General features: G+C 68.0%; 23 protein-coding genes and 2 tRNA genes. 12 read left to right on the top strand and 13 right to left on the bottom strand.

Features of this window, described 5'->3' with window-relative positions; translation table 11 throughout:
• Positions 1 to 422: 422 nt before the first annotated feature.
• Positions 423 to 1,304 carry a LysR family transcriptional regulator gene (locus DA1_RS26675; protein ID WP_034390972.1) on the bottom strand — a complete coding sequence of 294 codons (882 nt, stop codon included), beginning with the start codon at positions 1,302 to 1,304 and terminating at the stop codon, positions 423 to 425.
• Positions 1,305 to 1,542: 238 nt separating this feature from the next.
• Between DA1_RS26675 and DA1_RS26670 the strand changes: the two genes are divergently transcribed.
• Complete coding sequence (locus DA1_RS26670; RefSeq protein WP_034390975.1) at positions 1,543 to 3,051, top strand: MFS transporter; 1,509 nt, start codon at positions 1,543 to 1,545, stop codon at positions 3,049 to 3,051.
• 39 nt (positions 3,052 to 3,090) lie between these two features.
• On the top strand, positions 3,091 to 3,492 hold the full coding sequence (locus tag DA1_RS26665; RefSeq protein ID WP_034390976.1) for a group II truncated hemoglobin: 402 nt from the start codon (positions 3,091 to 3,093) through the stop codon (positions 3,490 to 3,492).
• A 79-nt stretch (positions 3,493 to 3,571) separates the two neighbouring features.
• Here the strand turns inward: DA1_RS26665 and DA1_RS26660 are convergent, their stop codons facing one another.
• Complete coding sequence (locus tag DA1_RS26660; RefSeq protein WP_012203944.1) at positions 3,572 to 4,993, bottom strand: NAD(P)/FAD-dependent oxidoreductase; 1,422 nt, start codon at positions 4,991 to 4,993, stop codon at positions 3,572 to 3,574.
• Between the two features lie 335 nt (positions 4,994 to 5,328).
• Between DA1_RS26660 and DA1_RS26655 the strand changes: the two genes are divergently transcribed.
• Together DA1_RS26655 and DA1_RS26650 are read left to right on the top strand one after the other, a co-directional pair.
• Complete coding sequence (locus DA1_RS26655; protein ID WP_013803799.1) at positions 5,329 to 5,727, top strand: nuclear transport factor 2 family protein; 399 nt, start codon at positions 5,329 to 5,331, stop codon at positions 5,725 to 5,727.
• A gap of 124 nt (positions 5,728 to 5,851) precedes the next feature.
• Positions 5,852 to 7,294, top strand: a complete 1,443-nt coding sequence (locus tag DA1_RS26650) for an amino acid permease (RefSeq protein WP_012203946.1) — start codon at positions 5,852 to 5,854, stop codon at positions 7,292 to 7,294.
• Positions 7,295 to 7,341: 47 nt separating this feature from the next.
• Here the strand turns inward: DA1_RS26650 and pdxR are convergent, their stop codons facing one another.
• Positions 7,342 to 8,871, bottom strand: a complete 1,530-nt coding sequence (pdxR, locus tag DA1_RS26645) for a MocR-like pyridoxine biosynthesis transcription factor PdxR (protein WP_034390978.1) — start codon at positions 8,869 to 8,871, stop codon at positions 7,342 to 7,344.
• A 183-nt stretch (positions 8,872 to 9,054) separates the two neighbouring features.
• Here pdxR and DA1_RS26640 point away from each other — a divergent pair.
• The 3 genes from DA1_RS26640 (at position 9,055) to greB (ending at position 10,052) form a co-directional block, all read left to right on the top strand.
• Positions 9,055 to 9,131: transfer RNA gene (locus DA1_RS26640), tRNA-Arg, on the top strand.
• 159 nt (positions 9,132 to 9,290) lie between these two features.
• A tRNA-Arg gene (locus DA1_RS26635) sits at positions 9,291 to 9,367 on the top strand.
• Positions 9,368 to 9,485: 118 nt separating this feature from the next.
• Positions 9,486 to 10,052, top strand: a complete 567-nt coding sequence (gene greB / locus DA1_RS26630) for a transcription elongation factor GreB (protein WP_012203948.1) — start codon at positions 9,486 to 9,488, stop codon at positions 10,050 to 10,052.
• 4 nt (positions 10,053 to 10,056) lie between these two features.
• On the opposite strand, the gene DA1_RS26625 is transcribed toward greB, so the two are convergent.
• Entirely contained in the window at positions 10,057 to 11,442 is a 1,386-nt protein-coding gene (locus DA1_RS26625) for a lytic murein transglycosylase (RefSeq protein ID WP_034390979.1), read from the bottom strand.
• An 86-nt stretch (positions 11,443 to 11,528) separates the two neighbouring features.
• Here DA1_RS26625 and DA1_RS26620 point away from each other — a divergent pair, with 86 nt between their 5' ends.
• Positions 11,529 to 12,395: an NAD-dependent protein deacetylase gene (locus tag DA1_RS26620; RefSeq protein ID WP_034390981.1), complete on the top strand. Its 867-nt coding sequence runs from the start codon at positions 11,529 to 11,531 to the stop codon at positions 12,393 to 12,395.
• A gap of 27 nt (positions 12,396 to 12,422) precedes the next feature.
• On the opposite strand, the gene DA1_RS26615 is transcribed toward DA1_RS26620, so the two are convergent.
• The 4 genes from DA1_RS26615 to DA1_RS26600 form a co-directional block, all read right to left on the bottom strand.
• A complete protein-coding gene (locus DA1_RS26615; protein ID WP_034390983.1) occupies positions 12,423 to 14,690 on the bottom strand; it encodes a RelA/SpoT family protein in 2,268 nt (755 codons plus the stop codon).
• A 101-nt stretch (positions 14,691 to 14,791) separates the two neighbouring features.
• A complete protein-coding gene (gene rpoZ / locus DA1_RS26610; RefSeq protein ID WP_012203952.1) occupies positions 14,792 to 14,995 on the bottom strand; it encodes a DNA-directed RNA polymerase subunit omega in 204 nt (67 codons plus the stop codon).
• An 18-nt stretch (positions 14,996 to 15,013) separates the two neighbouring features.
• The gene (gmk, locus tag DA1_RS26605; RefSeq protein ID WP_013803794.1) at positions 15,014 to 15,643 is read right to left on the bottom strand and encodes a guanylate kinase; all 630 of its coding nucleotides are present in this window, start codon (positions 15,641 to 15,643) and stop codon (positions 15,014 to 15,016) included.
• 44 nt (positions 15,644 to 15,687) lie between these two features.
• Positions 15,688 to 16,581: a YicC/YloC family endoribonuclease gene (locus DA1_RS26600; protein WP_034390986.1), complete on the bottom strand. Its 894-nt coding sequence runs from the start codon at positions 16,579 to 16,581 to the stop codon at positions 15,688 to 15,690.
• A gap of 89 nt (positions 16,582 to 16,670) precedes the next feature.
• On the opposite strand from DA1_RS26600, the gene DA1_RS26595 reads away from it, so the two are divergent.
• The 4 genes from DA1_RS26595 to hemW all read left to right on the top strand — a co-directional run bounded on the left by DA1_RS26595 (position 16,671) and on the right by hemW (position 20,547).
• The gene (locus tag DA1_RS26595; protein ID WP_012203955.1) at positions 16,671 to 17,702 is read left to right on the top strand and encodes a serine/threonine protein kinase; all 1,032 of its coding nucleotides are present in this window, start codon (positions 16,671 to 16,673) and stop codon (positions 17,700 to 17,702) included.
• A complete protein-coding gene (locus DA1_RS26590) occupies positions 17,699 to 18,604 on the top strand; it encodes a PP2C family protein-serine/threonine phosphatase (protein ID WP_012203956.1) in 906 nt (301 codons plus the stop codon). Before DA1_RS26595 ends, DA1_RS26590 begins: the two co-directional genes overlap by 4 nt.
• A 99-nt stretch (positions 18,605 to 18,703) precedes the next feature.
• Positions 18,704 to 19,306 carry an RdgB/HAM1 family non-canonical purine NTP pyrophosphatase gene (rdgB, locus tag DA1_RS26585; RefSeq protein WP_012203957.1) on the top strand — a complete coding sequence of 201 codons (603 nt, stop codon included), beginning with the start codon at positions 18,704 to 18,706 and terminating at the stop codon, positions 19,304 to 19,306.
• Positions 19,303 to 20,547: a radical SAM family heme chaperone HemW gene (gene hemW, locus DA1_RS26580; RefSeq protein ID WP_034390987.1), complete on the top strand. Its 1,245-nt coding sequence runs from the start codon at positions 19,303 to 19,305 to the stop codon at positions 20,545 to 20,547. The genes rdgB and hemW overlap by 4 nt, the downstream gene beginning before the upstream one ends.
• A gap of 77 nt (positions 20,548 to 20,624) precedes the next feature.
• On the opposite strand, the gene DA1_RS26575 is transcribed toward hemW, so the two are convergent.
• The 5 genes from DA1_RS26575 to DA1_RS26555 form a co-directional block, all read right to left on the bottom strand.
• Positions 20,625 to 20,975: an I78 family peptidase inhibitor gene (locus DA1_RS26575; RefSeq protein WP_034390989.1), complete on the bottom strand. Its 351-nt coding sequence runs from the start codon at positions 20,973 to 20,975 to the stop codon at positions 20,625 to 20,627.
• Positions 20,976 to 21,126: 151 nt separating this feature from the next.
• Positions 21,127 to 22,719 carry an SPOR domain-containing protein gene (locus DA1_RS26570; protein WP_034390990.1) on the bottom strand — a complete coding sequence of 531 codons (1,593 nt, stop codon included), beginning with the start codon at positions 22,717 to 22,719 and terminating at the stop codon, positions 21,127 to 21,129.
• 124 nt (positions 22,720 to 22,843) lie between these two features.
• A complete protein-coding gene (gene fahA / locus DA1_RS26565) occupies positions 22,844 to 24,160 on the bottom strand; it encodes a fumarylacetoacetase (protein WP_034390992.1) in 1,317 nt (438 codons plus the stop codon).
• A gap of 75 nt (positions 24,161 to 24,235) precedes the next feature.
• On the bottom strand, positions 24,236 to 25,054 hold the full coding sequence (locus DA1_RS26560; protein ID WP_034390993.1) for a 3-hydroxybutyrate dehydrogenase: 819 nt from the start codon (positions 25,052 to 25,054) through the stop codon (positions 24,236 to 24,238).
• A complete protein-coding gene (locus DA1_RS26555) occupies positions 25,051 to 25,794 on the bottom strand; it encodes a GntR family transcriptional regulator (protein ID WP_012203963.1) in 744 nt (247 codons plus the stop codon). The genes DA1_RS26560 and DA1_RS26555 overlap by 4 nt, the downstream gene beginning before the upstream one ends.
• Positions 25,795 to 25,855 lie beyond the last annotated feature (61 nt).

Here is a 25,855-nt window from a genome sequence, read left to right as displayed (position 1 = left end):
GCTCCGCTCGGCGTGAAACCGGCGCCGAGCGAAGCGACGGCCCGTCAAAACTCCCCGTATGTCAGCGCCTGCGGCGTGGTGGTTTCGGGGTTGCAGTCCTGCCGAAGGACAGGACTGCTTCGTCAACTGACTCGCTGCGGTTGTCTGAGCGGAGTTCACGAAGTGAACGCAGCGAGTTCCGCAGCGAACCCCGCAACCGCCACGACGCAGGTTGCCCGCAGCGAAGCGGAGGGTCGCGGACATTCGGGTCGCCTTTGCTTTGCCTACTTTCCTTTGGCGAAACAAAGGAAAGTAGGTCGGCCGCCGGGCCGAGACCCGGCCTCGAAAAACAACCACCCGGCAGGGGCAGAAACGAGCAATACCAGGGGCAGAAACGAGCAACAGCAGGGACAAGAACGAGCAACAGCAGAGGAAGGACGTGTTCAAGACTCCTTGAACAACCTCCCCCCCACAAAATCCACAAACGCCCTCACCTTAGGCGACAACTGCCGACTCGACGCCCACAGCGCCGAAAACTGCCCCGTGTGCGTCAGGTCCTCCGCCAGCACCCGCTGCAGTTCGCCACGCCCCAGTGCATCCCGCGCCAGGAAGTCGGGCATATAGGCCAGCCCCATGCCCGCCACGGCCGCGCCCAGCATGGCTTCCATGTTGTTGCAGACCAGGGCGGCGGGCAGGTGGGGCGGCATGCCGGGCAGCACCCATTCCTCCAGCTTGCCGCTGCTCAGGAAGCGGTAGCGCAGGCAGCTGTGCTGTGCCAGTTCGGCGGGGGATTGCGGAATGCCCCGTGCCGCCAGGTAGTCGGGCGAGCCGGCCAGGATGAAGCGGAACGGCCCCAGCCGGCGCGCGACCAGGCGCGAGTCGGCCAGTTCGCCGCTGCGGATGACCACGTCCAGGCCGGCCTCGACCACGTCCACCAGGTGGTCGTTGAAGTCCAGGTCCAGGTCAACCTCCGGGTACAGGGCCTGGAACTCGGGCAGCACGGGCAGCAGGAAGCGGTAGCCGATGGTGGGCAGGCTCACGCGCAGCCGTCCGCGCGGCGCCTCGGCGGCGGCCTGCATGGTGGCGCGCGCATCGTGCAGTTCATCCAGGATGCGGCGGCAGCGCTCATGGAACAGCGCGCCTTCCTGCGTGAGGCGTACCTGGCGCGTGGTGCGCTGGAACAGGCGCAGGCCCAGTTGCTGTTCCAGCCGTGCCACGTTCTTGCCTACGGCCGAGGCCGAGATGCCCAGGGCGCGCCCGGCCTCGGCAAAGCTCAGCAGGTCGGCTGCACGCACAAAGGATTCGAGTCCGCTGAAGCTGTCCATGTCGATTGCCAACCTGGGGTTGGGAGTGTGGGGAGTCTGGCGCCTATTTTCACGGCATTGCAGCGCTTTTATCGTTCATGCATGCTTGGCCATGTGCGGCCGGGAAATTGCGAAAGCCTTGCCAACCATGTCCTCCTGCCTGACTTCTTCCCGCGCACCGGGTGCGCTCCACGGCACAGCGCGACCGCATGCGTCCCCGGTCTGGGTGCTGTTGTCGGTGTGCCTTGCGGCGCTGGCGATGCCGCTGAGCTTTACCGGGCCGGCCGTGGCCCTGTCTGCGCTGCGCGAGGCGCTGGGCGGCGGGCCGCTGGCGCTCAACTGGGTGACGAATGCCTTCATGCTGAGCTTTGGCGCCACGCTGATGGCGGCCGGCGCGCTGGCCGATCTGCACGGGCGGCGGCGCGTTTTCCTGACCGGGCTGGGCGTGGTGCTGCTCAGTGCGCTGGCCCAGGCCTGCCTGGGCGGGCGGGGGGCCATTGTCGTGTTCAACCTGCTGCGTGCGTTGCAGGGCCTGGGTGCGGCGGCCGCGCTGGCGGGCGGCACGGCGGCGCTGGCCCAGGTGTTCGACGGGACGGCGCGCATGCGTGCCTTCAGTGGCGTGGGCACGTCGTTCGGCGTGGGCCTGGCCTTCGGGCCGTTGCTGTCGGGCTGGTTGCTGGGCGTGGCGGGCTGGCGCGGCGTGGTGCTTTGCGTGGCCGCCGTGGCGCTGGCCGCGCTGGTGCTGGGGCTGCGCTGCATGCCTCAGTCGCGCAACCCGAAGGCGCAGCGGCTGGACCGGGCCGGTGCGCTGCTGTTCACCGCAGCCCTGGCGCTGCTGACCTGGGGCGTGCTGCAGGGGCCGGAGGCGGGCTGGTCCAGCGGGGCGGCGCTGCTGCCGCTGGCCGGTGCCGCGCTGGCGCTGGCGGCCTTTGTGGCCGTGGAGCGGCGCGTGCAGCAGCGCACGGGGCAGCCCATGCTGGACCTGTCGCTGTTTCGCTATCCGCGTTTCGTGGGCGTGCAGTTGCTGGCGGGTGCGCCGGCCTATGCCTTCGTGGTGCTGCTGGTGCTGCTGCCGGTGCGCTTCATCGGCGTGGAGGGCATGGCGCCGCTGCAGGCGGGGCAGCTGATGTTTGTGCTGTCCCTGCCCATGCTGTTCGTGCCGTTGCTGGCGGGCTGGCTCACGCGCTGGGTTTCGGCCGCGCTGCTGTGCCTGGCGGGGTTGCTGGTATGCGCGGCGGGCCTGCTGTGGCTGGGCGGGTGCGCGCCGGGCACGGCTTTTGTTCAGATGGCGCCCCCGCTGCTGCTGATTGGCCTGGGCATCGGGCTGCCCTGGGGCTTGATGGATGGCCTGGCCGTGAGCGTGGTGCCCAGCGAGCGCGCCGGCATGGCCACGGGCATTTTCAGCACGGTGCGCGTGGCGGGCGAGGGCATGGCGCTGGCGCTGGTGGGCGCGGGGCTGGCTGCATTGCTGGCATGGCGTCTGTCGGCCCTGGCAGCTCAGGCGCCCCAGGCGCCCCAGGCGATGCAGGCGGTGCATGCCACCGGCCGCGCGGCGCAGTTGCTGGTGACGGGGAACATCGCCGAGGCCATGGCCCTGCTGCCCGGCCTGTCTGCACCCGCCGTGCTGGCGGCCTATGGCCAGGCCTTTGGCATCTTGCTGGATGTGCTGGCGGGCATCACGGTGCTCACGGCGCTGGCGGTGTACGGGTTCCTGCGTGCCGGGGCCCCCACGGATACCGGTACGGGCACGGACATGGCACATGCCTGACAATCGCGGGTTTCACTCAGCCGCCAGCCGCTTTTCGCCATGTCAGAGGAATCCCAGAACAACGCCCCCCAGACCCCCTATGAATGGATCGGCGGCGAGCCCAGGGTGCAGGCCCTGGTGGACCGTTTCTACGATCTGATGGACCTGGAGCCCGGCTATGCCGCACTGCGTGCCGCCCACGGCAGCACCCTGGCCGATGCGCGCCAGAAGCTGTTCTGGTTCCTGTGCGGCTGGCTGGGCGGCCCCGACCATTACCAGGAACGCTTCGGCCATCCGCGCCTGCGCATGCGCCACATGCCGTTTTCCATAGGCATCCTGGAACGCGACCAGTGGGTGGCCTGCATGGACCAGGCCATGGGCGAGACCGGCGTGCCCGAGGATTTGCGCGTGCGCCTCAAGGCCAGCTTCATGAACACGGCCGACTGGATGCGGAACCGGTAGCAGCTGGCTGCCCCCGGCGCTGCTGAAAAAAAGGCCGGCCCCCTGCAGGAGGCCGGCCCAAGCAGCAATCGGTTGGGGTTCAGAGCTTTTCGTCGCGCATGTAGTACCAGTGGTACAGGAACCGCTGCCCCAGCCGGCGAAACGGCGCAAACGCGGGCGAGCGCACCATGTTGAAGACGTTCGGATACTCCAGCTCCGAGTTGTAGATGGGCAGCTCGAAGGTCTTGCTCTGGCGCCCCGCGATGCGCTCGGCCATGCGCCGGCCCGCGTGGGCCGAGAAGGAGACGCCGTTGCCGCCATAGCCCACGGCGTAGAAGATGCTCTGGGCCGGATCGGGCTGGAAGACGCGCGGCATCATGTCGTGGCTCACATCGACCCAGCCCCACCAGGAGTAGTCGATGGTGATGCCCTTGAGCGCCGGGAACTTGCGGTGCAGGCCGTCCACCAGCTTGGCCATGTGGATGGGGTTGGGCGCATCGGCGCCCGTGACGGCGCTGCGGCTGCCGATCTGCACGCGGTTGTCGGGCAGGCGGCGGTAGTAAAAGCGCAGCGTGCGCGTATCGGTGATGACCTGGGTGGTCTTGAAGCCCGTGGCCTCCAGCTCCTGCTCGGTCAGCGGCCGCGTGACCAGCGAGTTCGAGAGGATGGGCATGATCTTGGAGCGCAGGCTGCCATGCAGGGCGTTGCTGGTGTAGCCGCCCGTGGCAAAGCCCACGGCGCGCGCCCGCACGGTGCCGCCGGGCGTGCGCAGGTGGTGCACGCCGTTTCGCGTCTCGACACCCAGCACCGGACTGGCCGGGTGCACCTTGACGCCCAGCTCCCGCGCCTTGCGCAGGTAGCCGAAGGCCAGCTTGAGCGGGTGCACGCCGATGCCGTCGGGCTCGTGCATGGCGCCGTGGCTGTCGGCGTCGTTCACATAGTCGCGGCGCAGCTCCTCGGGGCTGAGCATGCGGGCGTCGTAGCCGAAGACCTCGCGCATGATCTGGGTCTCGTTGCGCAGGAAGTCGAGTTTCTTTTCGCGGTGGGCGATGTAGAGGTGGCCACCAGGCTGGGGCTCGCACTCGGGGAATTCGGCCACCAGGTCCTTGAAGGTCTGGAAGCCCTCGCGGATCTCGGCGTCGAGCTTGAGCGCCACGTCCTTGCCCCAGCGCGCAATCCACTGCGAGCGGTACAGGCGGCCGCTGGCGTTCTGCCCCTGGCCGCCATTGCGGCTGGTGCAGCCCCAGGCGGTCTGGTTGGCGTCCAGCACCACGGCGCGTATGCCGTGCTCGCGCGCCAGGAACAGGGCCGTGGCCAGGCCCGTGAAACCCGAGCCGACGATGGCCACGTCCACGTCCATGTCGCCGGTGACCGGGCCGTCATCGTCTGGCGGGCGTCCCGCCGTGCCGACCCAGTAAGTGGGCGCATAGCCCGTGCCGTGGCCCGGGTTGGCGGCTACCAGCGGGTCGTACTGAGGGTCGTAGGGACGCAGGTGGCTGGGGCGGATGTCCTCGGCTTTCATGGCGGATGTCTCCTGGTGCGGCGGCTTGGGATCTGCCGCTTTTTGCTATGGATTCGGTGGAATGGGGCCAATGCCGGCGAGCCCTGCAAGGCGGTGCGCCGACGATGGAATCAGCATAGCCAGCAGGCCATGGAGCCAGTTAGCGCCACAGCCCAGCTTTCGATAGAGCCAGTGGCGGCCGGTGCGCGCGCCTGGACCTAACGATTGATGGCATCTGGTTCTAACGGGTCCGTGTGCCTGCTACCTACCATGGCCCATCGACATTTCGATGACGCGGCGCGGCGGCCCTGCCCGGGGCCCGGCGCCGTGGTACCCACCACAGACAAGGAGACAGCATGAGCGCAGACACCAACCCTCCGGATGCCCAGTTCCTGGCCCGCTTCGCCGAGGCCTGGAACCGCCACGACATCGAGGCCCTGATGGGCTTCATGGCCGATGAATGCGAGTTCCACGCCGTGGCCGGACCCGATCTCATGGGCCGCAGCTTCGTCGGCCGCCAGGCGGTGCGCGAGGGCTTTCAGATGGCCTGGCAGGCCTTCCCCGATGCGGCCTGGCTCGATGGAGACCATTTCGTGCAGGGCGACCGTGGCGTGTCCGAGAGCACCTTCAAGGGCACCAAGGCCGACGGCCTGCGCGTGGAAGCGCGCATGGTGGACGTCTTCACCTTCAAGGACGGAAAGATCGCCGTGAAGAACGCCTTCCGCAAGGACCGCCCGCCGGTGGCGGCCGCCTGACGGCGCGGGGCCTTGCGGCCTCGTGCCACCGGGAACACCGGATACGCCACGGCAAGGCGCGCACCTGCGCAGCCACCACAACAGAGCATCAGCCGTGGCGCCTGAACGCAACAGGAGACAAGACATGATCGGACATCAGCAAGCCTCTTCGCCGGGGCTTTCACACGGGCTCAAACAGCGGCACATGACCATGATCGCCCTGGGCGGCGTCATCGGCGCCGGGCTGTTCGTGGGCAGCGGCGTCGTCATCAAGTCGGCCGGGCCGGCCGCGATTCTTTCCTTCCTCATCACGGGCCTGCTCGTGGTGCTCGTCATGCGCATGCTGGGCGAGCTGGCCTGCTCCATGCCCGGCGGAGGGTCCTTCTACGAATATGCGCGAGAGGCCTGGCGCGACCGCCCCGGCGTGGGCCGGCTGGCAGGCTTTCTGACGGGCTGGATGTACTGGTACTTCTGGGTCATCGTCGTGGCGCTGGAGGCCGTGGCCGGTGCCGACCTGGTGCGCTACTGGCTGCCCGATGTCCCCAACTGGAGCATCAGCCTGGTGCTGCTGGTGATGCTGACGCTGACCAACCTGGTCTCGGTGAAGTCCTTTGGCGAGTTCGAGTTCTGGTTCGCCTCCATCAAGGTGGCGGCCATCGTGGTCTTCCTGTTCGTGGCCGGCGTCTACGTGCTGGGCCTGACGCCTGCGTCGCAGGGCATGCACTTCGGCAACCTCACCGGCAATGGCGGCTTCATGCCCAACGGCATCGTGCCGGTGCTGACCGGGGCCGTGGCGGCCACGGGCTTTTACTTCGGCGCCGAAATCGTGACCATTGCGGCGGCTGAAACGGCCGAGCCGCAGAAGGCCGTGGCCAAGGCCACCAGCTCGGTGATCACGCGCGTGCTGGTGTTCTATGTGGGCTCCATCTTCCTGGTGGCCTGCCTGGTGCCCTGGAATGCGGTTGGCATCGCCACGCCGTATGTGAGCGCACTGAACACCATGGGCGTGCCCGCTGCCGCGCAGATCATGAACGCCATCGTGCTGACGGCCGTGCTGTCGGCGCTGAACTCGGGGCTGTATGCATCCTCGCGCATGCTGTTCGCGCTGACGCGGCGCGGCGATGCGCCCCAGGCGCTGGCCAAGGTCAGCCGCAACGGCGTGCCCACGCGCGCCATCCTGGTGGCCACGGTGTTCGGCTACGGCGCCGTGGTGATGTCCTATGTGTCGCCCGACAAGGTGTTCGCCTTCCTGGTCAATTCCTACGGCACGGTGGCGATCTTCGTCTACATCCTGATCGCCATCTCGCAGCTGCGCCTGCGCTCCCGCCTGGAGCGTGAGGCGCCGCACCTGCTCAAGGTGCGCATGTGGTGCTATCCGTACCTGACCTGGTTCGCCATCTTCGGCATGCTGTCCATCGTCATCGCCATGGCATTCATCCCCGAGCAGCGCACACCGCTGGCGCTGGGCGTGGCCAGCCTGTGCATCCTGTTGCTGGCCTATGGCGTGCGGCAGTTCCTGCAGCGTGGCGTGGCGCCGGTGGTGTCCTCGCTGTCCGAGGCCGCGCAGCCCGAGCCGCAGAAGTACTGACCCAGGGGCGACGGGACCGGCAGGGCCGGTCCCGGCCACTCCTTGCGTTACTTCTCGGGCTGCTCCTCACGGATCGCATCGGCCAGGGCCTTAACGCCCTGGCCGATGTCGTTGGCGGGTATGGATTGGTAGCCCATGCGCATGAAGCTGCCGGGCGTGCCCGGCCGGGCGAAGAACACATCGCCGGGCTCGATGAGCACGCCATGCGCTGCGGCGCGCTGCGCCAGGGCATCGACCGGAATGTGGTCGGGCAACTGCACCCAGCACGAGCCGCCGCCGCGCACGGGCGTGATGCGGCAGCCGGGGGCATGCTCGGCCATGGCGGCCGTAAGGGCCGCGTGCCGCTCCTTCTGCGCCTGTGCCAGTCGCCGCTGCTGGGCCTCGTAGTGGCCCAGGGAGATGAACATGGCCAGCGTGCGCTGCACGAAGGTGGCCGGGTGGCGGATCATGAGCCGGCGCAGCGCGCGCAGCTCGCGTATCAGCTCGGGCGCGGCCACGATGTAGCCCACGCGCAGGCCCGGCGCCAGGCTCTTGGACAGGCTGCCCACGTAGATCACGCGGTTGCTGCGGTCCAGGCTCTTGAGCGCCGGAATGGGCTGGCCGTCGAAGCTGCTCTCGCTCTCGTAGTCGTCCTCGATGAGGATGATGTCGTGCGCCTCGGCCATCTCCAGCAGCGCCTCGCGCCGCGCCAGCGGCATGGTCACGCCCGTGGGGCATTGGTGGCTGGGGGTCACGTAGAGGTAGTCGAGCTGGCGCAGCAGCGGCGTGACCGGCAGGCCCTGGCCGTCCACCGGCAGCGGGATGACCTGGGAGGTGCGGCTGCTGAAGATGTTGCGCGCGTCGGGGTAGCCGGGCTCCTCGATGCCCACGGCCGTGCCCTCGCGCATCAGCAGGTCTGCCACCATGTAGAGGGCGTGCTGTGCACCCACGGTAATGATCAGCTCGTCGGCCGAGGCCCAGACGCCGCGCCTGGGCAGGATCTTGGTCTGCACCTGCTGGATCAGCATCTCGTCGTCGCGCGCGATCTGGTCGGGCGCCCACTGGCGTATGTCCAGCACGCCCAGGGCCTTGAGGCAGCATTCGCGCCAGGCGGCCGTGGGAAACAGCTCCTTGTCGAACTGGCCGTACAGGAAGGGATAGGGGTAGCGCTGCCAGTCCTCTTCCTTGACGATGCTGCGCTGCTGGCTGGGCAGCAGCCACAGGCGCCGCGACCAGTCGGTGCGGCGGCCTTCGCCAGGGGGGCTGCTGGCCGCAGCGCCGCCCGGCGTGCGCCCCTTGAGTACGTCGGGATGGATGAAGTGGCCCTTGCGCTGGCGGCTCAGCAAAAAGGCTTCCTCGGCCAGCTGCTGGTAGGCCAGCACGACGGTGATGCGTGCCACGCCCAGGTGGCGCGCCAGCTCGCGGCTGGAGGGAATGGATTCGCCGGGTGCGAGGATGCCCGAGAGGATGGCATCGACCAGCATCTCGCGGATCTGGCCCTGCAGGCTCAGGGAGGGGCGGGCGCTGCGGCGAAACAGCTGCCCCCACATGGCGCCCTCGGGCGGTTGCGGCTGCGTGGCCGCGCGCTTGTCTGTCATGTCTTGTCGTTCCCGCCGCTGCGGCGGGCCGCTCGCTGTGTTTGTCTCCCGCACAGGTGCAGGGCAGGGCCTGCATCCGCGACCGGCCAATATAGGCCAGCGCGGTGCGCCACGGGCCCCGGAGTTTGCGATGGTTGCAATTTTTGCGGAGAGGTCGGAAATTGATATACAATCGTTGTCTTGGCGGCTGTAGCTCAGCTGGATAGAGTACTTGGCTACGAACCAAGGGGTCGTGGGTTCGATTCCTGCCAGCCGCACCAAAACGACAAGCCTCAGAACTGCAAAGTTCTGAGGCTTTTTCGTTTCAGGCGCCCGCACGGAGGCCGTGGAAATGATTCAGGCGCTGGTCAACGGTTATTTTTCGATATTTTCATGGTTTTCCGTAAGCGTTCAAAAAGCACGCTATAATTCGAAGCTTGGCGGCTGTAGCTCAGCTGGATAGAGTACTTGGCTACGAACCAAGGGGTCGTGGGTTCGATTCCTGCCAGCCGCACCAAAACGACAAGCCTCAGAACTGCAAAGTTCTGAGGCTTTTTCGTTTGTGCCGCCGTTGGTGTCGAGGTTTGTGCGGCGTCTTCGCCTCCTGCGGTGATCTGTGTGAAGATCGGCTCCCTATGAGCAAGGCTTTCACCAAGGAATCCGACGGCGACGACGATGATGAAGTCGGCCTGCCGCCCTTGCCGCCGGGCGGCAAGAACTACATCACGCCCCAGGGCTTCGAGCGGCTGAAGACGGAGCTGCTGGACCTGATCGACAACGAGCGCCCGCGCATCGTGGAGATCGTGCACTGGGCGGCCAGCAATGGCGACCGCTCCGAGAACGGCGACTATCTGTACGGCAAGAAGCGCCTGCGCGAGATCGACCGGCGCATCCGCTTTCTGACCAAGCGGCTGGAGATCGCCGAGGTGGTCGATCCCTCCGTGCATGCCGGCAGCGAGCAGATCTACTTCGGCGCGACCGTCACCTATGTCGATGACGAGGGCGAGGAGCGCACCATCACCATCATGGGCATCGACGAGGCCGACAGCGCACGCCAGCAGGTCAGCTGGATTGCACCCGTCTCGCGCGCCCTGCTCAAGGCCCGTGTGGGCGACGAGGTGGCTCTGCCCACACCCGCAGGTGTGCGCACGCTGGAAGTGCTGGAAGTCACCTACCCGGAGCCGGGCAGCGCCGCCGGGTGAGCGTTCAGGGCTGCAGTTTCTGCAGCAGCTCCAGCGTGGGATAGCCGTCGGCCACCAGGCCCTGGCTTTGCTGGAACTGGCGCAGGCCCGCGCGTGTGGCCGGGCCCATCACGCCATCGGCCGTGCCGGCCGAAAATCCCCGTTCGTTGAGCGCGGCCTGCAAGGCGCGCAACTGCTCGCGCGACAGCGGTGCCAGATCGCGCGGCCAGGCCGCCTGCACGCCCGGGCCGCCGGCCAGTTGCTGCGACAGCAGGCCCACGCCCAATGCGTAATTCACGGAGTTGTTGTAGCGCAGGATGGTGCGGAAGTTGGCACCCACCATGAAGGCCGGCCCGCGCGCGCCGGCCGGCGCGATCACGCTGGCATCGGCCATGGCGGGCAGGGCGGAGCCGTCCACGGCCTGCACGCCCTCGGCCGCCCATTGCGCGCTGTCCTGGCGCACGCTGGTCTCGGCGCGTGCATGGTCAAAGCCTGCCGGCAGGCGCACTTCCACGCCCCAGGGCTCGCCCGTCTTCCAGCCCGAATGGGCCAGGTAGTTCGCCGTGGAGGCCGTCACATCGGGCAGGCTGCCCCAGATGTCGCGGCGGCCATCGCCATCGGCATCCACCGCATAGGCCAGGAACACGGAGGGCAGGAATTGCGTGTGGCCCATGGCACCCGCCCAGGAGCCGATCATGTGGGCCGCATCGATATCGCCGTTGTCGATGATGCGCAGGGCTGCAAGCAGCTCCTTTTGCGCCCATGCGGCGCGCCGGCCGTCGAAGGCCAGCGTGGCCAGCGCATCGACCGTGGGGAAGTTGCCGAAGTTGCCGCCGAAATTGCTTTCCATGCCCCAGATGGCGGCGATCACCTCGGCCGGCACGCCATAGCGCTGGCTGGCCGACTGCAGCGGTGCAGCCGCTTCGCGCAGCTTGGCGCGGCCCTGGGCAATGCGCTGGGCCGATACGGCGCTGTCCAGGTACTGCCAGGGCGTGCGCGTGAATTCAGGCTGCGAGCGGTCCAGCTGCACCGCGCGGCGCTGCAGCCGGGCAGGCTCCAGTGCGCTGCGCAAGGTTTTCTCCGAGATGCCGGCGTCCAGCGCCTTGCGCGCGAAATCCCGCTTCCACGCTTCGAAGCTGGTGGCTTCGGCCTGCTGGGCGGCATCCGGCGCGGTGGCCGGTTCGGGCTGCACGGGCGCGGCAGGCGCCGTGGGGGCGGGCATGGAGGGCGGCACCGTGACCGGCGCAGGCGCCGGCCGGGACGCGCAGCCGGCCAGCAGCACGGCGGCCAGGGCGGTGGCCAGGGCGGTGGCCAGGGCGGCGCGGTTCAGCGCGGCGGGATGGCGGGCGGTGGAAAAAGCTTGGGCTGTGGCTTGGGCGGCGGCTTGGGCGGTGGCGTGTGCGTGAGGCATCTGGCCATTGTCTCCGCTGCGCCCCGGCTCGGAGTGCAACACGGTGTTTCTGCATTGGGCGTGCGGGGCCGCTATGCTGTGCGGCCATGACCGCCATCGCTCCGCCGCCATCACCATCCCCGGTTCTGCACGATGCCGCGCTGGCCCTGCGCGCCTTGCTGCCGCCCGGTCGGCGCTGGCTGGTGCTGACGGGCGCGGGCTGCAGCACGGGCTCCGGCATTCCGGACTACCGGGATCTGGAAGGCCAGTGGAAGCGCCCCCAGCCAGTGACGCTGCAGGCCTTCATGGGCAGCCATGCCACGCGCCAGCGCTATTGGGCGCGCAGCCTGCTGGGCTGGCCCGTGATGGCGCAGGCCAGGCCCGGCCAGGCCCACGCGGCACTGGCGCAGTTGCAGCAGCGCGGATGGATCGAAGGCCTGGTCACCCAGAATGTGGACGGCCTGCACACGGCAGCGGGCAGCGATGGCGTCATCGACCTGCACGGCCGCATCGCCGCCGTGCGCTGCATGGGCTGCGGCGCCGGCATGGAGCGCGCCGTGCTGCAGGCCATGCTGCTGGAGCGCAACCCCGGCTGGGCCGGCCTGAGCGCCCAGGCCGCGCCCGACGGCGATGCCGATCTGGAGGGGCGCGACTTCAGCCGCTTCGACGTGCCGGCCTGCCCGCATTGCGGCGGCGTGCTCAAGCCCGATGTGGTGTTCTACGGGGAAGGCGTGCCCAGCCAGCGGGTGCAGGCCGTGCGCGCCATGCTGCAGCAGGCCGGCGGGCTGCTGGTCGCCGGTTCTTCGCTGATGGTGTATTCAGGCCTGCGCTTTGTGCATGAGGCCGTGGCCCAGGGCAAGCCGGTGGCCGCCATCAACCAGGGCCGCATGCGCTCCGAGGATTTGCTGGCCCTCAAGATCGAGCAGGACTGCGGCCCGTTGCTGCAGCAGCTGGCCCTGGACCTGGCGCAATGAAAAAGCCCCGCAGGAGCGGGGCAGTGTTCAGGGGATGACGCGCGATGCGCGCACCACCGAGTGCACGCGGCGCAGGTTGCGCAGCGCGGACTCCACCTGCTGGTTGTCGTGCACCGAGATCACGAAGCACAGGTCCGTGGTGCTCATGGCCGCCTCGTCGGCCATGTCCACGCGCAGGATGTCCACCTCGGCGCCGGCCAGCTCGGCCGCCACGCGCGCGAGCACGCCCTTGCCGTTGTTGACGGTGACCACGATGCGTGCCTCGAACAGGCGTGCGGCATCCATGTCATCGGCCCACTCAACCACGATGAAGCGGTCTCTGTCCTTTTCCTGCAGGCGCTGCGCGATCTTGCACTGCGCATGGTGGACGATCAGGCCTTCGCCGCTGCCCAGGTAGCCCACGATGGGGTCGCCCGGCACGGGGCGGCAGCATTGCGCGTAGTGGATGGAGCCCTGGTTGGAGCCGTCCAGCAGCACGGCACCCTGGAAGGGACGGTTGCTGGAGTTGAAGCGTTCGCGTGTGAGCAGCAGGGCGTCGGGCCGGTGGCCGTGGCGCGCCATCAGCGCCGTCAGGCGCGAGGCCACCAGCGACGCAATGCGCCGGCCCATGCCGATGTCCACCATCAGGTCGGCGCGGCTGCGGCTGCCGGCCATGCGCAGCACCTCGTCCCACAGTGCCTGGTTGGCCTCGTCGGCCGGCGGCACGGCATCCATGCCTTCGGCACGCATGGCCTGGGCCAGCAGGTTCTCGCCCAGGCGGGCCGATTCGCTTTGCGCGGCCGACTTCAGGTAGTGGCGGATCTTGGAGCGCGCGCGGCCCGTCTTCACGAAGCCCAGCCAGGCCGGGTTGGGCGTGGCGTCCTCGGAGGTGACGATCTGCACCACGTCGCCGCTCTTGAGTTCGGTGCGCAGCGGCACTTCCTCGTTGTTGATGCGGGCGGCCGTCATGTGGTTGCCGACCTTGCTGTGGATGGCGTAGGCGAAGTCCACCACGGTGGCGCCGCGCGGCATGGCCATGATCTCGCTCTTGGGCGTGAACACGTAGACGGCGTCGGGGAACAGGTCCACCTTGACGTGGTCCCAGAACTCGGCCGCATCGCGCGTCTCGTTCTGTATGTCCAGCAGCGACTGCAGCCACTGCGTGCCCAGCTGCTCGGAATCGTGGCCGGGCTGGGCCTTGTACAGCCAGTGCGCGGCGACGCCGGCCTCGGCGACGATGTGCATTTCCTCGGTGCGGATCTGGAACTCGATGTTCACGCCCGAGGGGCCCACCAGCGTGGTGTGCAGCGACTGGTAGCCATTGTTCTTGGCAATGGCGATGTAGTCCTTGAAGCGGCCCGGCATGGGCTTGTACATCTGGTGCAGCACGCCCAGCGCGGTGTAGCAGTCGATCACGCGCGGCAGGATGACGCGAAATCCGTAGACGTCCGTCACCTTGGCAAAGCTCAGCTGGTTCTTCTCCATGCGCAGATAGAGCGAATACAGCGTGCTTTCGCGCCCTGCCAGGCGTGCCTGCAGGCCTGCGCCGGCGAACTCCGCATTGACCTCGTCCTGCACGCGCTGGACCAGGTCGCGGCGGCGCTTGCGCGAGCGGGCGATGGCCTTTTCCAGCGTGGCATAGCGCCAGGGGTGCAGGTGGCGGAAGGCCAGGTCCTGCAGCTCGCGGTAGGTCTGGTTCAGGCCCAGGCGGTGGGCGATGGGTGCGTAGATCTCCAGCGTCTCCGACGAGATGCGGCCCCACTTGTTGCGCGGCATGTCGCCCATGGTGCGCATGTTGTGGGTGCGGTCGGCCAGCTTGATCAGGATGACGCGCACATCGCGTGCCATGGCCAGCAGCATCTTGCGGAAGGACTCGGCCTGGTTTTCCTCACGCGTGTTGAACTGCAGCTTGTCCAGCTTGGTGAGGCCGTCGACCAGCTCGGCCACGTCCTGGCCGAAGCGCTGGGCGAGGTCCGCCTTGGTGACGCCGCAGTCTTCCATCGCATCGTGCAGCAGCGCGGCCATCAGGGCCGGGGCGTCGAGCTTCCAGCTCGCGCACAGCGCGGTGACGGCAATGGGATGGGTGATGTAGGGTTCGCCGCTGCTGCGCCACTGGTCGCTGTGGGCCAGGTCGGCAAAAGCATAGGCTTCGCGCACCTGCTCGATGCTGGTGGCATCCAGGTAACCCAGGTGCTCCATCAGTCCGGCAAAGGCATTGGCCGACACGGTCGCTGCCTGCTCTGCAGACATGCGCTCGGGCCGGGGTGTCGGTACGGGATCAGAGGGGGCTGTGAACGAAGTCAAGGCCGCTTTCATGACTTAAATGTAGCGTGCATGCGGGTTTGTGCAGGCTTCATGTAAAAAAAGCACCGCTGTGCGGTGCTCTTTGTGGGGCCATTGTGTTGCTTTGCAGCAAATCAGCCCGGAACCTTCTTCAGCATCTCCAGGCCGACCTTGCCTTCGGCGATCTCGCGCAGGGCGGTGACACCGGGCTTGTTCTTGGTTTCGATCCTGGGCGTGTGGCCCTGGCTCAGCATGCGGGCGCGGTAGGTGGCGGCCAACACGAGCTGGAAGCGGTTAGGGATCTGCTCCAGGCAGTCTTCAACAGTGATGCGTGCCATCAGGATCTCCGGGAAACGTCAGTTGGGTACAGAAATATTGAGAGACTCGAAGGTCTCTGCGCGGCGGCTGCGCTGAGCCGCATACTTGAGGCGCTGGGCGTGGATGATCGTCTTGAGATCAAACAGTGCGCTCTCGAACAATTCGTTGATTATAACGAAGTCGAATTTCGCCACCTGGGCCATCTCCTCGGCCGCGTTCGTCAGGCGCAGTTCGATCACCTCGGGCGCGTCCTCGCCCCGGTTTTCCAGGCGTGCGCGCAGCTCGTCCCAGCTGGGCGGCAGGATGAAGATCAGAACGGCGTTCGGAAACGCCTCCTTGACCTGCAGCGCGCCCTGGTAGTCGATCTCCAGCAGCACGTCGGTGCCGACCTGAATGCGCTCTTCCAGCGCCTTCTTGGCCGTGCCGTAGCGGCGGCTGTGCACATTCGCCCATTCGACGAAGGCGTTGTTCGACACCATGGTGTCGAATTCCTGGTCGGAGACGAAGTAGTACTCGCGGCCGTGCTTTTCCTGGCCACGCGGCGCGCGGGTGGTGTGGGAGACGGAGGGCGAGACGCGCGCATCGAACTCGCGCAAGGCTCGCACCAGGCTGGACTTGCCGGCCCCGCTGGGGGCCGAGACGACAAAGAGGTTTCCGGGGTAATCCATGGATTTGTGCGCAGTTTGGTTACGCATGGGCATCTGTGATGGGCTTATTCGATGTTCTGCACCTGCTCGCGCATCTGCTCGATCAGCACCTTCATGTCCACGCTGATGCGGGTCAGCTCCAGCGTGGCGGACTTGGAGCCCAGCGTGTTGGCTTCGCGGTGCAGCTCCTGGATCAGGAAATCCAGGCGCTTGCCGATCTCGCCGCCCTTCTTGAGCAGGCTCTGGATCTCGTCCAGGTGCGAGTCCAGGCGGGTGACTTCTTCCGCCACGTCGATGCGGATGGCAAAGGCCGTGGCCTCGGTCAGGGCGCGGTCCTGGGCGGCTTCGGGCGCCACGGCGCCTTCGGCCAGGGCCATCGCTTCCTTCCAGCGCTCCATGAAGCGCAGGCGCTGCTGCTCCACGAGCTGGGGCACCAGGGGCGTGGCGTCTGCCGCGAGTTTGCGCAACTGGGCGATGCGGTCCAGCAGCATGGTGGCCAGGCGCTTGCCTTCGCGGGCGCGGGCCTCCAGCAGTTCGGTCAGGGCCTGCTCTGCCAGCGTGGGCAGCATGCTGCTCCAGTCGATGGCCGAGTGGGCGCCGCCGCTGGCCAGGCGCAGTGCGTCGGAGACGGACAGGCTGCGAGCGTCGGGCAGCCATGACTGGACGGTGTCCTGGAGCATGGCCAGGCGCTGCAGCATGGCGGTGGAGGGATCGGGCAGGGAGTTGCCGTCGTCGTTGTCGATGGCGGCGCGCACTTCGACCTTGCCGCGCTTGAGGCGGGCGGTCAGAAGGGCCCGCAAGGCCGGCTCATGGGCGCGCAACTCGTCGGGCAGGCGGAACGAAAGATCCAGGAAGCGGCTGTTGACCGAGCGGATCTCCAGACCGAGCCGGCTGTTGCGGCCCGACGCTCCACCATCTTCTGCGGACGCGCCGTGCTGGGCACTGGCGTATCCGGTCATGCTGTAAACTGGCATTGGACTTTTGATGGATGCTTGCAATTGCCCGATTATCCGGGTTTCGCCTCATCCCTGAGACTCACCGGAGAAAAATGTCTTCCAAGATCAAGCCGGCGCCATTGCCGCCAGGCAGCACGATCGGCGGCTATCGGGTGGTGCGCAGGCTTGCTTCCGGCGGTTTCGGCGTCGTTTACCTGGCCTTGGATGCAGAGGGCAAGCAGGTTGCGATCAAGGAATACCTGCCCGCATCGCTGGCCACCCGTGCCCCCGGAGAGTTGCAGCCCGCCGTGGCTCCCGAAAAGCTTTCACTGTACCGCCTGGGCCTCAAGAGCTTCTTCGAGGAAGGGCGTTCCCTTGCACAGATCTCGCACGCTTCCGTGGTCAGCGTGCTCAATTTCTTTCGCGAGAACGAAACCGTCTACATGGTGATGAACTACCTGGAGGGTGCCACCCTGCAGGACTTCGTTGTCACCGCGCGCGAGCTCAAGGCCGAGAAGGTGTTCCGCGAATCGACGATCCGCTCGCTGTTCGACGAGGTGCTGCGCGGCCTGCGCATCGTGCACCAGCACAAGATGCTGCACCTGGACATCAAGCCGGCCAACATCTTCATCACCAATGATGACCGTGCCGTGATGATCGACTTCGGCGCGGCGCGCGAGGTGCTGTCCAAGGAAGGCAACTTCATCCGCCCCATGTACACCCCGGGCTTTGCCGCGCCCGAGATGTACCGCCGCGATGCGTCGCTCGGCCCCTGGACCGACATCTACGCGATTGGCGCCTGCATCTATGCCTGCATGCAGGGCTTTCCGCCCAACGAGGCGCCGCAGCGCCAGGACAAGGACCGGCTCACGCTGGCGCTGACCAAGCTGCGCGGCGTGTACTCGGACAACCTCATCGAAGTCGTCGAGTGGTGCATGGCCATGGACCCGGGTTCGCGCCCGCAGTCGGTGTTTGCGCTGCAAAAGGAATTGAGCCGCGAGGGTGAGCGCCGCTACACCAAGCTCAGTGTCTCCGAGCGCATGCGCCTGCAACTGGACACGCTGGTGACCGACGCCAAGAAGAACATGCAGAAGATCAGCGGCGCGGCAGGCCTGCCGGCCGTCGGCCAGGAGCGCAAGCCATGAGGTTTTCGGTATTTCAGCTGAGCCGCCGCGGCGGCCGTGCGCTCAATGAAGACCGCATGGGCTACTGCTACACGCGGGAGGCCGTGCTCTTCGTGCTGGCCGACGGCATGGGCGGCCATCCCGAAGGCGAGGTCGCCGCGCAGCTGGCGCTGCAGGTGATGTCCGTGCACTTCCAGCGCCAGGCCAAGCCGCTGCTGGACGATCCGCAGGGCTTTCTGGTCGATGCGCTGCTGCACGCGCACCGGCAGATCCTGCGCTACGCCAGCGCCAAGGGAATGATCGATACGCCGCGCACCACGCTGGTGGCGGCCGTCATCCAGAAGGGCAAGATCACCTGGATCCACTGCGGCGACTCGCGCCTGTACCTGGTGCGCGGTGGCGAGCTGCTGGTGCGCACGCGCGACCACTCCTATCTGGAGATGGGCGAGATCGCCGCGCAGCTCAAGACATCCAGCCGCAATGTGCTGTTCACCTGCCTGGGCTCGCCGTCCAAGCCCATCTACGACGTGACCGAGCCGCGCCGGCTGGAGCAGGGCGACAAGCTGCTGCTGTGCTCCGACGGCCTGTGGGGCAGCGTGGACGAAGGGCACCTGATGCGCACCCTGCACGGCCGCACCGTGTCCCAGGCCATCCCCCAGCTGGTGGAAACGGCGCTGCGCAACGCGGGCGATGCCAGCGACAACGTCACGGCCATCGCCATGGAGTGGGAGACGCCCGACGCCTTCGAGTCCACCATGGGCATCTCCACCCAGGACATCGAGAACGACGCGTTTGAATCCACGATCCAGGGGGGGCCAATCGAAGACCTGGAAGATGAGCTGGATGACGCCGCCATCGAGCGCTCCATCGCCGAGATCAACGAGGCGATACGCCGCTCGGCCGAGCGCCAGTTCAAGCGCTGAACGCCGCTGCCGGCCCGCAGCAGCGGTGCCGGTGGCGCGCATGGACTACCGAACCTATTGACGACAAAGGGCGCACGGGCGCCCGACTGGATTTCTACGATGAAGATTGTGTTGGCCTCCAACAACCGCGGCAAGCTCGCCGAGCTGCAAGCCATGTTCGCCCCGCTGGGCGTTGAACTGATTCGCCAGGGCGACCTGTTCGAGGGCGAGGCGCCCGAGCCGCATTGCACCTTCGTGGAGAACGCGCTGTCCAAGGCCCGCTTCGCGGCCGAGCGCACGGGCCTGCCCGCCATTGCCGACGACGCCGGCATGTGCGTCTCGCACTTCGGCGGCCTGCCGGGCGTGGACACGGCCTACTACTGCACGCAGTTCGGCTACGAGAAAAGCGACGACAACAACGTGCGCGCCCTGCTGGAGCAGATGCAGGGCGTGGCCGACCGCCGCGCCGCCATGGTCAGCACCCTGGTGGGCGTGCGCAGCGCCAGGGACCCCGAACCGCTGATCGCCATGGGCCGTGTGCTCGGCGAGATCACCACCGAGCGCCGTGGCACGCAGGGCTTCGGCTTCGACCCTGTGATGTACATCCCCGAGCTGGGCCAGACCTTTGCCGAGATGGACCCGGCCGTGAAGCACGCGCACAGCCACCGCGGCCGCGCCACGCTGCAGATGATTGAACTCGTGCGCGAGCGCTGGGTGCGATGATTCCCATCCAGCCCCAGGATTCGGCCTCCGGCGCCCAGGCCGCCGTGCAGCGCGACATCCAGCACTACATGCGCCCCGGCACGCTGCAGCTTGGCAGCCTGCCGCCGCTGTCGCTGTATGTGCACCTGCCCTGGTGCATTCGCAAGTGCCCGTACTGCGACTTCAACTCGCACGAGCACGGCCGCGACGGCCCCGAGCTGCCCGAAGACCGCTACATCGACGCCCTGGTCGCCGACCTGGAGAGCGCGCTGCCGCTGATCTGGGGCCGCACCGTGCACAGCATCTTCATCGGCGGCGGCACGCCCAGCCTGTTCGCGCCCGAGTCCATCGACCGGCTGCTGGCTGCCATCCGCGCGCGCCTGCGCATGGAGGCCGACTGCGAGATCACCATGGAGGCCAACCCCGGCACCTTCGAGACCGACCGCTTCCGCGCCTTCCGCGCGGCCGGTGTCACGCGGCTGTCCATTGGCGTGCAGAGCTTTGACGACCGCCTGCTGCAGGCCGTGGGCCGCGTGCACGACGGCGCCCAGGCGCGTGCGGCCGTGCGCGAGGCGGCCGACAGCTTCGAGACCTTCAACATCGACCTGATGTACGCGCTGCCCGGCCAGACCGAACTGGACCTGGCGCGGGATCTGGACGTGGCCATGTCCTTCGCCCCGCCGCACCTGTCGGTCTATCACCTGACCATCGAGCCCAATACGTATTTCGCCAAGTTTCCGCCGGCCATCCCCGAGGACGACCTGGCCTACGACATGCTGGACCGCATCACCGCGCGCACCGCTGCCGCGGGCATGCAGCGCTACGAGATCTCGGCCTATGCGCGTGAGGGCCACCAGTGCTGGCACAACCGCAACTACTGGCAGTTCGGCGACTACCTGGGCATAGGCGCGGGCGCGCACAGCAAGCTCAGCTTTGCGCACCGCATCGTGCGCCAGGTGCGCTTTCGCGATCCCGCGCGCTACATGGACCAGGCCCTGGCCGGCGCGCCGCTGGCGCAGGACGGCGAGGTGCGCCGTGCCGACCTGCCCTTCGAGTACATGCTCAACGCGCTGCGCCTGCGCGAAGGCTTTGCGCTGCAGGACTTCATGGAGCGCACGGGCCTGCCGCTGTCCTCCATCGCCAAGGGGCTGGACGCCGCTCAGTCCAAGGGCCTGATCACGCGCGACCTGGGGCGGGTGGTGCCTACGGAGCGGGGCTTTGACTTCCTCAGCGACCTGCAGGAGCTGTTCCTGGCCGAGTGAGCCTGCGCACCGCCTTTGAAAAAAGGACGCCTAGGCGTCCTTTTTTCATCCAGCGCCACAGCGCAATCGGTCGGCGATCAGCCGCAGCGCACGGCCACGATGCGGCCTGTGCCGTCGACCACCAGGTTCAGGCGTTCCTGGTTGAACTCCATGGTTGTCGGCTGGCCTTCGCGCAGCACGCGGGCCATGTAGGCGCCCGACTGCTTGCGGGCGGCCTCCAGCGTGGCCGAGGTATTGCTCTTGCCCACGAAGGACTGCGCCGATGCCGCATTGCAGACCTGCACGGGGCGCGGGGCCGGTTGCGCCCCACCGCCGCTGCTGCCACCAAAAGGATTGCTCATGCCGGCGCAGCCTGCCACCAGGGTGGTGGCGCCCAGCAGGGCCAGGGCGGCAAGGCGGCGTTGGAGGGCGGGGGCGGTCATCGGCATGGTCTGTCTCCTCGATTCATGGGGTGTTGCTGCGCAGTATCAGGGCAGGCGCGGGCACGCTGCCTCGGACAATGCCGCATACCTTAGCCGGGCTGAGCCGGGCCAAGGCGAAGCCGAAGGCATGCGGAAGTAACAGGTGGCAGCAAAGGCTTCAGCGCCGCGCGCTGCGGCCTTCCGCGGGGGCGTGGTGGAAGACCGTGGCCTCCATGCCCATGGCGCGTATCTTGGCGGCCGCCTGATCGGCGCTGCGTTGCTTGGCAAAGGGGCCCGAGCGCACGCGCACGATCTCGCCCTTGTTGCTGTGCAGGGTCTGGCTGAGCGTGGGCAGCTTGGCTTTCTCCAGCCGCTCCACCACGCGCCCGGCATTGCCAGCTTCAGAGAACACGCCGATGTTGATGTAGTAGTTGCCCGGCTCCAGAGCCGCCGAGGCGGCCTTGGCAGGTGTCGCGGCCTTTGCGACGGGTTCGGCGGGCTTGGCGGGCTTGGCTGGTTTGGTTTCAGCCGCCACCTTGGAGGGCTTGGCGGGCGCTGGCGTGGCTGCGTGCACGGACGCAGGCGTAGGTGCAGGTGCTTTGGCTGGCACCAACGCGGCCTTGACGGGAATGGCTGCCGCTGCAGTGGCCGCGACGGCACCCGCGGCGCCGGCCGCTGCCACGACGGGCATGGGTTCGACCGTGCCGGAGACGGTGCTGCCGGCAGCAGGCAAGGGCGCTTGCGGATCAGGGCGCGCCTCGGTCTGGGTGACCGGCTCTTGCGGCTGGGGTATGGGGGAGGGAGTGGGGGCGGGAGTAGGGGCGGGTGTGGGCGCCGGTTCCGTCCTTGGCGTTTCAACGGCAGGTACGGCTGCGGCGGGCGTTGGCGCCACGGCTGGTGCAGCTGGCGAAACTGGTGCAGCGGCCGGTATGGCTTCGGACGGGATCACCGCGGTCTGTGCCGCCATGAAATGTGGCATGCCCGACAGCGCCCAGATGCCTGCACCGGCAGCGGCGGCAAGCACCGCACCGGCCGCCACGGCCAGGCGCTTGCGCAGGGGCGTGGCCGCCCGGCGGGCCAGGCGTTCGTGCGCTGCGGCCATGTTGGGGGCCTCGCCAATGGCTTGCAGCGTGTGGCGGCGCACATGGTGCCAGTACAGGGCATTGGCACCCAGGCCGGGAATGGCAATGGCCAGCAGGATCAGCGTGGCATCGATGCCGTGGGCAATCGCCGGGGGCAGGCCCAGCGCGGGGCGCAGCAGCAGGCCCCAGACCAGGCCCGTGCCGCCGGCGGCCAGCGCATAGAGGCCGCCCTCTTGCCACAGCCCGCGCAGCCCGCACCAGGGCAGGGTGAACAGGCCTGCGGCCAGGTTCCATGTAGGCAAGGGCTTGCCCAGCGCGTCGAAGCGCTCGAACAGGCGCAGGTAGTAGTCGCGCGAGGGCTCGCCAATCAGGCTGGCGTACAGGCCCGGCATCAGGCCGGCGCCCTGTCCGCCCGTGAAGCTGGTGACGCCGGAATGTGCGCCGGCGCCTGCCCGCTCGTTGGGGGCAGCGGCGTCATCGCCGTGCTGCAGCGCATAGGCTGCGGCAGCGAAGGCGCTGGCTATCGAGGGCGGCAGTTTGCTGGGGCTCTTGGGAGAGTCGGCCGTGTCGGGCCTGCTGGCACTGCCGGGCTCGGCAAAGGCGGGCTCCTGCCGGGCAGGGGCCGCCTGCCTTCCGAAGTCGATGGTGGCGGGAGGTGCTGAGATGGCGTCTTCCGATGGGGCGGGCATGTCAGCAATTGTGTCATGCACTCATGGCTGTCGGAATCACGACATTCGGGCGGATCAATCGGGTGAATCAATCGGGCAGATCAATCGGGCCGCTCCATCGGCCCCGATCGATCTGCCTTTGCCATCAGGCCTGGCGCGCGGGCAGCACGGTGGCGCGGCACTCGCCGAAGCCGATGCGCGCGGCGCCCGGCTTCTCGCACCAGCCGCGCAGGATCACGGCATCGCCATCCTGCAGGAAGGTGCGGCTCTCGCCATTGGCCAGCGCCACGGGCTTCTTGCCGCCTTCGGTCAGCTCCAGCAGCGCACCGGCCTCGCTGGAGGTGGGGCCGGACAGCGTGCCCGTGCCCAGCAGGTCGCCGGGCTGCAGGTCGCAGCCGTTGACGCTGTGGTGGGCCACCAGCTGGGCCATGGTCCAGTAGGCGTGGCGGTAGCTGGTGTGGGTGATCTGCTGGGCTGCCTGGCCTTCGGCGCGCATGCGGCCGGTCTCCAGCGCCACGCTTAGCTGCACGTCGAACGCGCCGCGCTCGGAGTTGGCGGCCGAGCTCAGGTAGGGCAGGGGCTGGGGATCTGCGGCGGGCCGCGTGAAGGCCGTGCGGTAGGGCTCCAGCGCCTCCAGCGTCACGATCCAGGGCGAGACCGTGGTGGCGAAGTTCTTCGACAGGAAGGGGCCCAGCGGCTGGTACTCCCAGGCCTGGATGTCGCGCGCCGACCAGTCGTTGAGCAGGCACAGGCCGAAGATGTGGTTCTCTGCCTCGTCCATGGAAATCGCCTCGCCCCAGGCGTTGCCGGCGCCGGTGTAGATGCCCATCTCCAGCTCATAGTCCAGGCGTGCGCAGGGCTTGAGCGCGGGCGCGGCGGCGTCGGGTGCCTTCAACTGGCCCATGGGGCGGCGGAAGTCCACGCCCGACACGCGCAGGCTGGACGCACGGCCGTGGTAGCCAATCGGCACCCACTTGTAGTTTTCCATCAGCGGGTTGTCCGGGCGGAACAGCTTGCCGACGTTGGTGGCGTGGTGCACCGAGGTATAGAAGTCCGTGTAGTCGCCGACCTTTGCCGGCACCGTGTACTCCACGTCGGACTGGGCCACCAGGCAATCCTGCAGCGCCGCCTGTGCGGCAGCGCCTTCGCGCAGCGCGCGCGACAGCGCCAGGCGCAGGGCCGACCAGGCGGCAGGTCCCATGGCCATGAAGCCGTTCAGGTGCTGTTGCGAAGCGGCTTCCAGCTGCGGCTGCACGGCATCGCCCAGCGCCTTGATCGCGCTTGCGCGCGCCAGGTCCAGCACCTGGTCGCCAATGGCCACGCCGCCGCGCCAGGCCTCCTGGCTGCCTGCGCGGCGGAACACCGCAAACGGCAGGTTCTGGATGGGGAAGTCGCTGGCGCCGGTGTTGGCCGAGGTCACCCAGCTGCGCAGGCCTGCGTCATGGGTTTCGTTCAAGGACATCTGTCTCTCCTGGTTGGGTTTGTCTGTCGTTGGTATGAAAAGGGGTTTGGCGGGGCAGGGCGAGGCGTGGCCGGCTCAGGCAGCGGCAAAGCCGCCGTCCATGTTCCAGTGTGCGCCGCGCACCTGGGCGGCCTGCTCGCTGGCCAGGAAACCGGCCAGCGCCGCCACCTGCTCCACGGTCACGAAGGCCTGGGAGGGCTGCTTGGCGCCCAGCAGCTGGCGCGCCGCCGCGTCGGCATCCAGCCCCTCGCGCGCGGCCAGCGCATCGATCTGTCGTTGCACCAGTGGCGTCAGCACCCAGCCGGGGCAGATGGCATTGCAGGTCACGGGCGTGGTGGCGAACTCCAGCGCCACCGACTTGGTCAGGCCGATCAGCCCGTGCTTGCTGGCCACATAGGCCGGCTTGCGCGCCACGCCCACCAGCCCGCTGACCGAGGCGATATTGATGATGCGGCCCCAGCCGCGCTCCAGCATCTGCGGCGCGCAGGCCTGGATGGCATGGAAGGGCGCCGAGAGGTTGACGGCCAGCAGCTCGTCCCACTTGCCGGCCGGGAATTCGAGCAGCGGGCTCACATGCTGCATGCCTGCGTTGTTGACCAGGATGTCGATGGCGCCCATCTCGGCCGCAATGCGCTGCGCCAGCGGTGCGATGGCGCTGCCGTCGCGCAGGTCCAGGCCGTAGTGGCGCACCGGCACGCCATGCGTGTGGGCGATCTCGCGCACCAGCGCATCGGTCTCGGCAGAAGCGGCGGCCTGGCCATGCAGCGCGATGGCTGCGCCCTCGCTGGCCAGATGGCGCGCCACGGCCAGGCCGATGCCGCTGGTCGAGCCGGTGATCCAGGCCACGCGGCCCGCATGCGGGCGTGAAGCGGGGAATGAGGAAGTCGGGTTCATTTCAGGAGATCCATTTCCATATGCACGTACTCGCTGAGAAAGCGCACCCGCGCCCAGTAGATCAGCAGCCCGTCGGCGTTGCATGCCCAGCGCAGCGCCTGCATCAGCGGCGTGCCCAGGGCCACACCCAGGTGCTCGGCGGCCAGTTCGTCGGCCGGCGCCACGCTCAAGTGCTGGCGCGCCACGGCAATGCGCGAGGGGTCGCTGCTCAGGGCCACGGCCAGGGAGCTGCGCTCCAGCTGGGCCTCGATCTCGGGGAACAGTTCCTGCTCCAGGTACAGCTGCGACAGGCAGAACCGCGCCGCGTCATGGTCGTACACGCGCAGCAGGTGCACGTAGGCGGGGGCCATGCGGCCCACGTCGGGGAAGCCTTCGGGAATCGGCGGCAGGCAGTCGCGCCCGGTGTGCAGGGTGATCTGGCCGATGTGGGCGCCAAAGGCCACCAGCTCCTTCCAGCTGGTGGGCAGCAGGAAGGACGGTGGCTTGTAGGGCGCCGCAATCACCCGCGTGCCGCCGCGCTTGCGCGTGAGCAGCAGGCCCTCTGCCACCAGGGCGCCCAGCGCCATGCGCACCGTGGTGCGCGACACGCCATGCAGCGCCTCCAGCTCCTGCACCGTGGGAATGGCGCTGCCTACGGGCCAGGCGCCCGTGGACACCTTGCTGCGGAACAGCCGCGCCAGCTGCAGGTGCAGCTTGTCCCGGCCTTGTTGAGGGGCCGACGCGGTGGAGTTGGAGGGCATGGAGACAATAAAGTATCTATTCAGTGCTTTTATTTTCACACAAAGCGCCAGCCCTGACAGC

It is taken from the genome of Delftia acidovorans NBRC 14950, assembly GCF_001598795.1.
Classification (GTDB): Bacteria; Pseudomonadota; Gammaproteobacteria; order Burkholderiales; family Burkholderiaceae_C; genus Comamonas; species Comamonas acidovorans.
This window is presented reverse-complemented; position numbering and strand designations above follow the sequence as displayed.

Bases quoted from the DNA above. Each gene is read 5' to 3' on its own strand.
- DA1_RS26660 (WP_012203944.1), bottom strand. From the start codon at position 4,993: ATGAAAGCCGAGGACATCCGCCCCAGCCACCTGCGTCCCTACGACCCT.
- hemW (WP_034390987.1), top strand. From the start codon at position 19,303: ATGATTCCCATCCAGCCCCAGGATTCGGCCTCCGGCGCCCAGGCCGCC.
- DA1_RS26650 (WP_012203946.1), top strand. From the start codon at position 5,852: ATGATCGGACATCAGCAAGCCTCTTCGCCGGGGCTTTCACACGGGCTC.
- DA1_RS26625 (WP_034390979.1), bottom strand. From the start codon at position 11,442: ATGCCTCACGCACACGCCACCGCCCAAGCCGCCGCCCAAGCCACAGCC.
- greB (WP_012203948.1), top strand. From the start codon at position 9,486: ATGAGCAAGGCTTTCACCAAGGAATCCGACGGCGACGACGATGATGAA.
- rpoZ (WP_012203952.1), bottom strand. From the start codon at position 14,995: ATGGCACGCATCACTGTTGAAGACTGCCTGGAGCAGATCCCTAACCGC.
- DA1_RS26615 (WP_034390983.1), bottom strand. From the start codon at position 14,690: ATGAAAGCGGCCTTGACTTCGTTCACAGCCCCCTCTGATCCCGTACCG.
- DA1_RS26590 (WP_012203956.1), top strand. From the start codon at position 17,699: ATGAGGTTTTCGGTATTTCAGCTGAGCCGCCGCGGCGGCCGTGCGCTC.
- pdxR (WP_034390978.1), bottom strand. From the start codon at position 8,871: ATGACAGACAAGCGCGCGGCCACGCAGCCGCAACCGCCCGAGGGCGCC.
- DA1_RS26600 (WP_034390986.1), bottom strand. From the start codon at position 16,581: ATGACCGGATACGCCAGTGCCCAGCACGGCGCGTCCGCAGAAGATGGT.
- fahA (WP_034390992.1), bottom strand. From the start codon at position 24,160: ATGTCCTTGAACGAAACCCATGACGCAGGCCTGCGCAGCTGGGTGACC.
- gmk (WP_013803794.1), bottom strand. From the start codon at position 15,643: ATGGATTACCCCGGAAACCTCTTTGTCGTCTCGGCCCCCAGCGGGGCC.
- DA1_RS26560 (WP_034390993.1), bottom strand. From the start codon at position 25,054: ATGAACCCGACTTCCTCATTCCCCGCTTCACGCCCGCATGCGGGCCGC.
- DA1_RS26555 (WP_012203963.1), bottom strand. From the start codon at position 25,794: ATGCCCTCCAACTCCACCGCGTCGGCCCCTCAACAAGGCCGGGACAAG.
- DA1_RS26665 (WP_034390976.1), top strand. From the start codon at position 3,091: ATGTCAGAGGAATCCCAGAACAACGCCCCCCAGACCCCCTATGAATGG.
- DA1_RS26675 (WP_034390972.1), bottom strand. From the start codon at position 1,304: ATGGACAGCTTCAGCGGACTCGAATCCTTTGTGCGTGCAGCCGACCTG.
- DA1_RS26570 (WP_034390990.1), bottom strand. From the start codon at position 22,719: ATGCCCGCCCCATCGGAAGACGCCATCTCAGCACCTCCCGCCACCATC.
- rdgB (WP_012203957.1), top strand. From the start codon at position 18,704: ATGAAGATTGTGTTGGCCTCCAACAACCGCGGCAAGCTCGCCGAGCTG.
- DA1_RS26670 (WP_034390975.1), top strand. From the start codon at position 1,543: ATGCCGCTGAGCTTTACCGGGCCGGCCGTGGCCCTGTCTGCGCTGCGC.
- DA1_RS26595 (WP_012203955.1), top strand. From the start codon at position 16,671: ATGTCTTCCAAGATCAAGCCGGCGCCATTGCCGCCAGGCAGCACGATC.
- DA1_RS26655 (WP_013803799.1), top strand. From the start codon at position 5,329: ATGAGCGCAGACACCAACCCTCCGGATGCCCAGTTCCTGGCCCGCTTC.
- DA1_RS26575 (WP_034390989.1), bottom strand. From the start codon at position 20,975: ATGCCGATGACCGCCCCCGCCCTCCAACGCCGCCTTGCCGCCCTGGCC.
- DA1_RS26620 (WP_034390981.1), top strand. From the start codon at position 11,529: ATGACCGCCATCGCTCCGCCGCCATCACCATCCCCGGTTCTGCACGAT.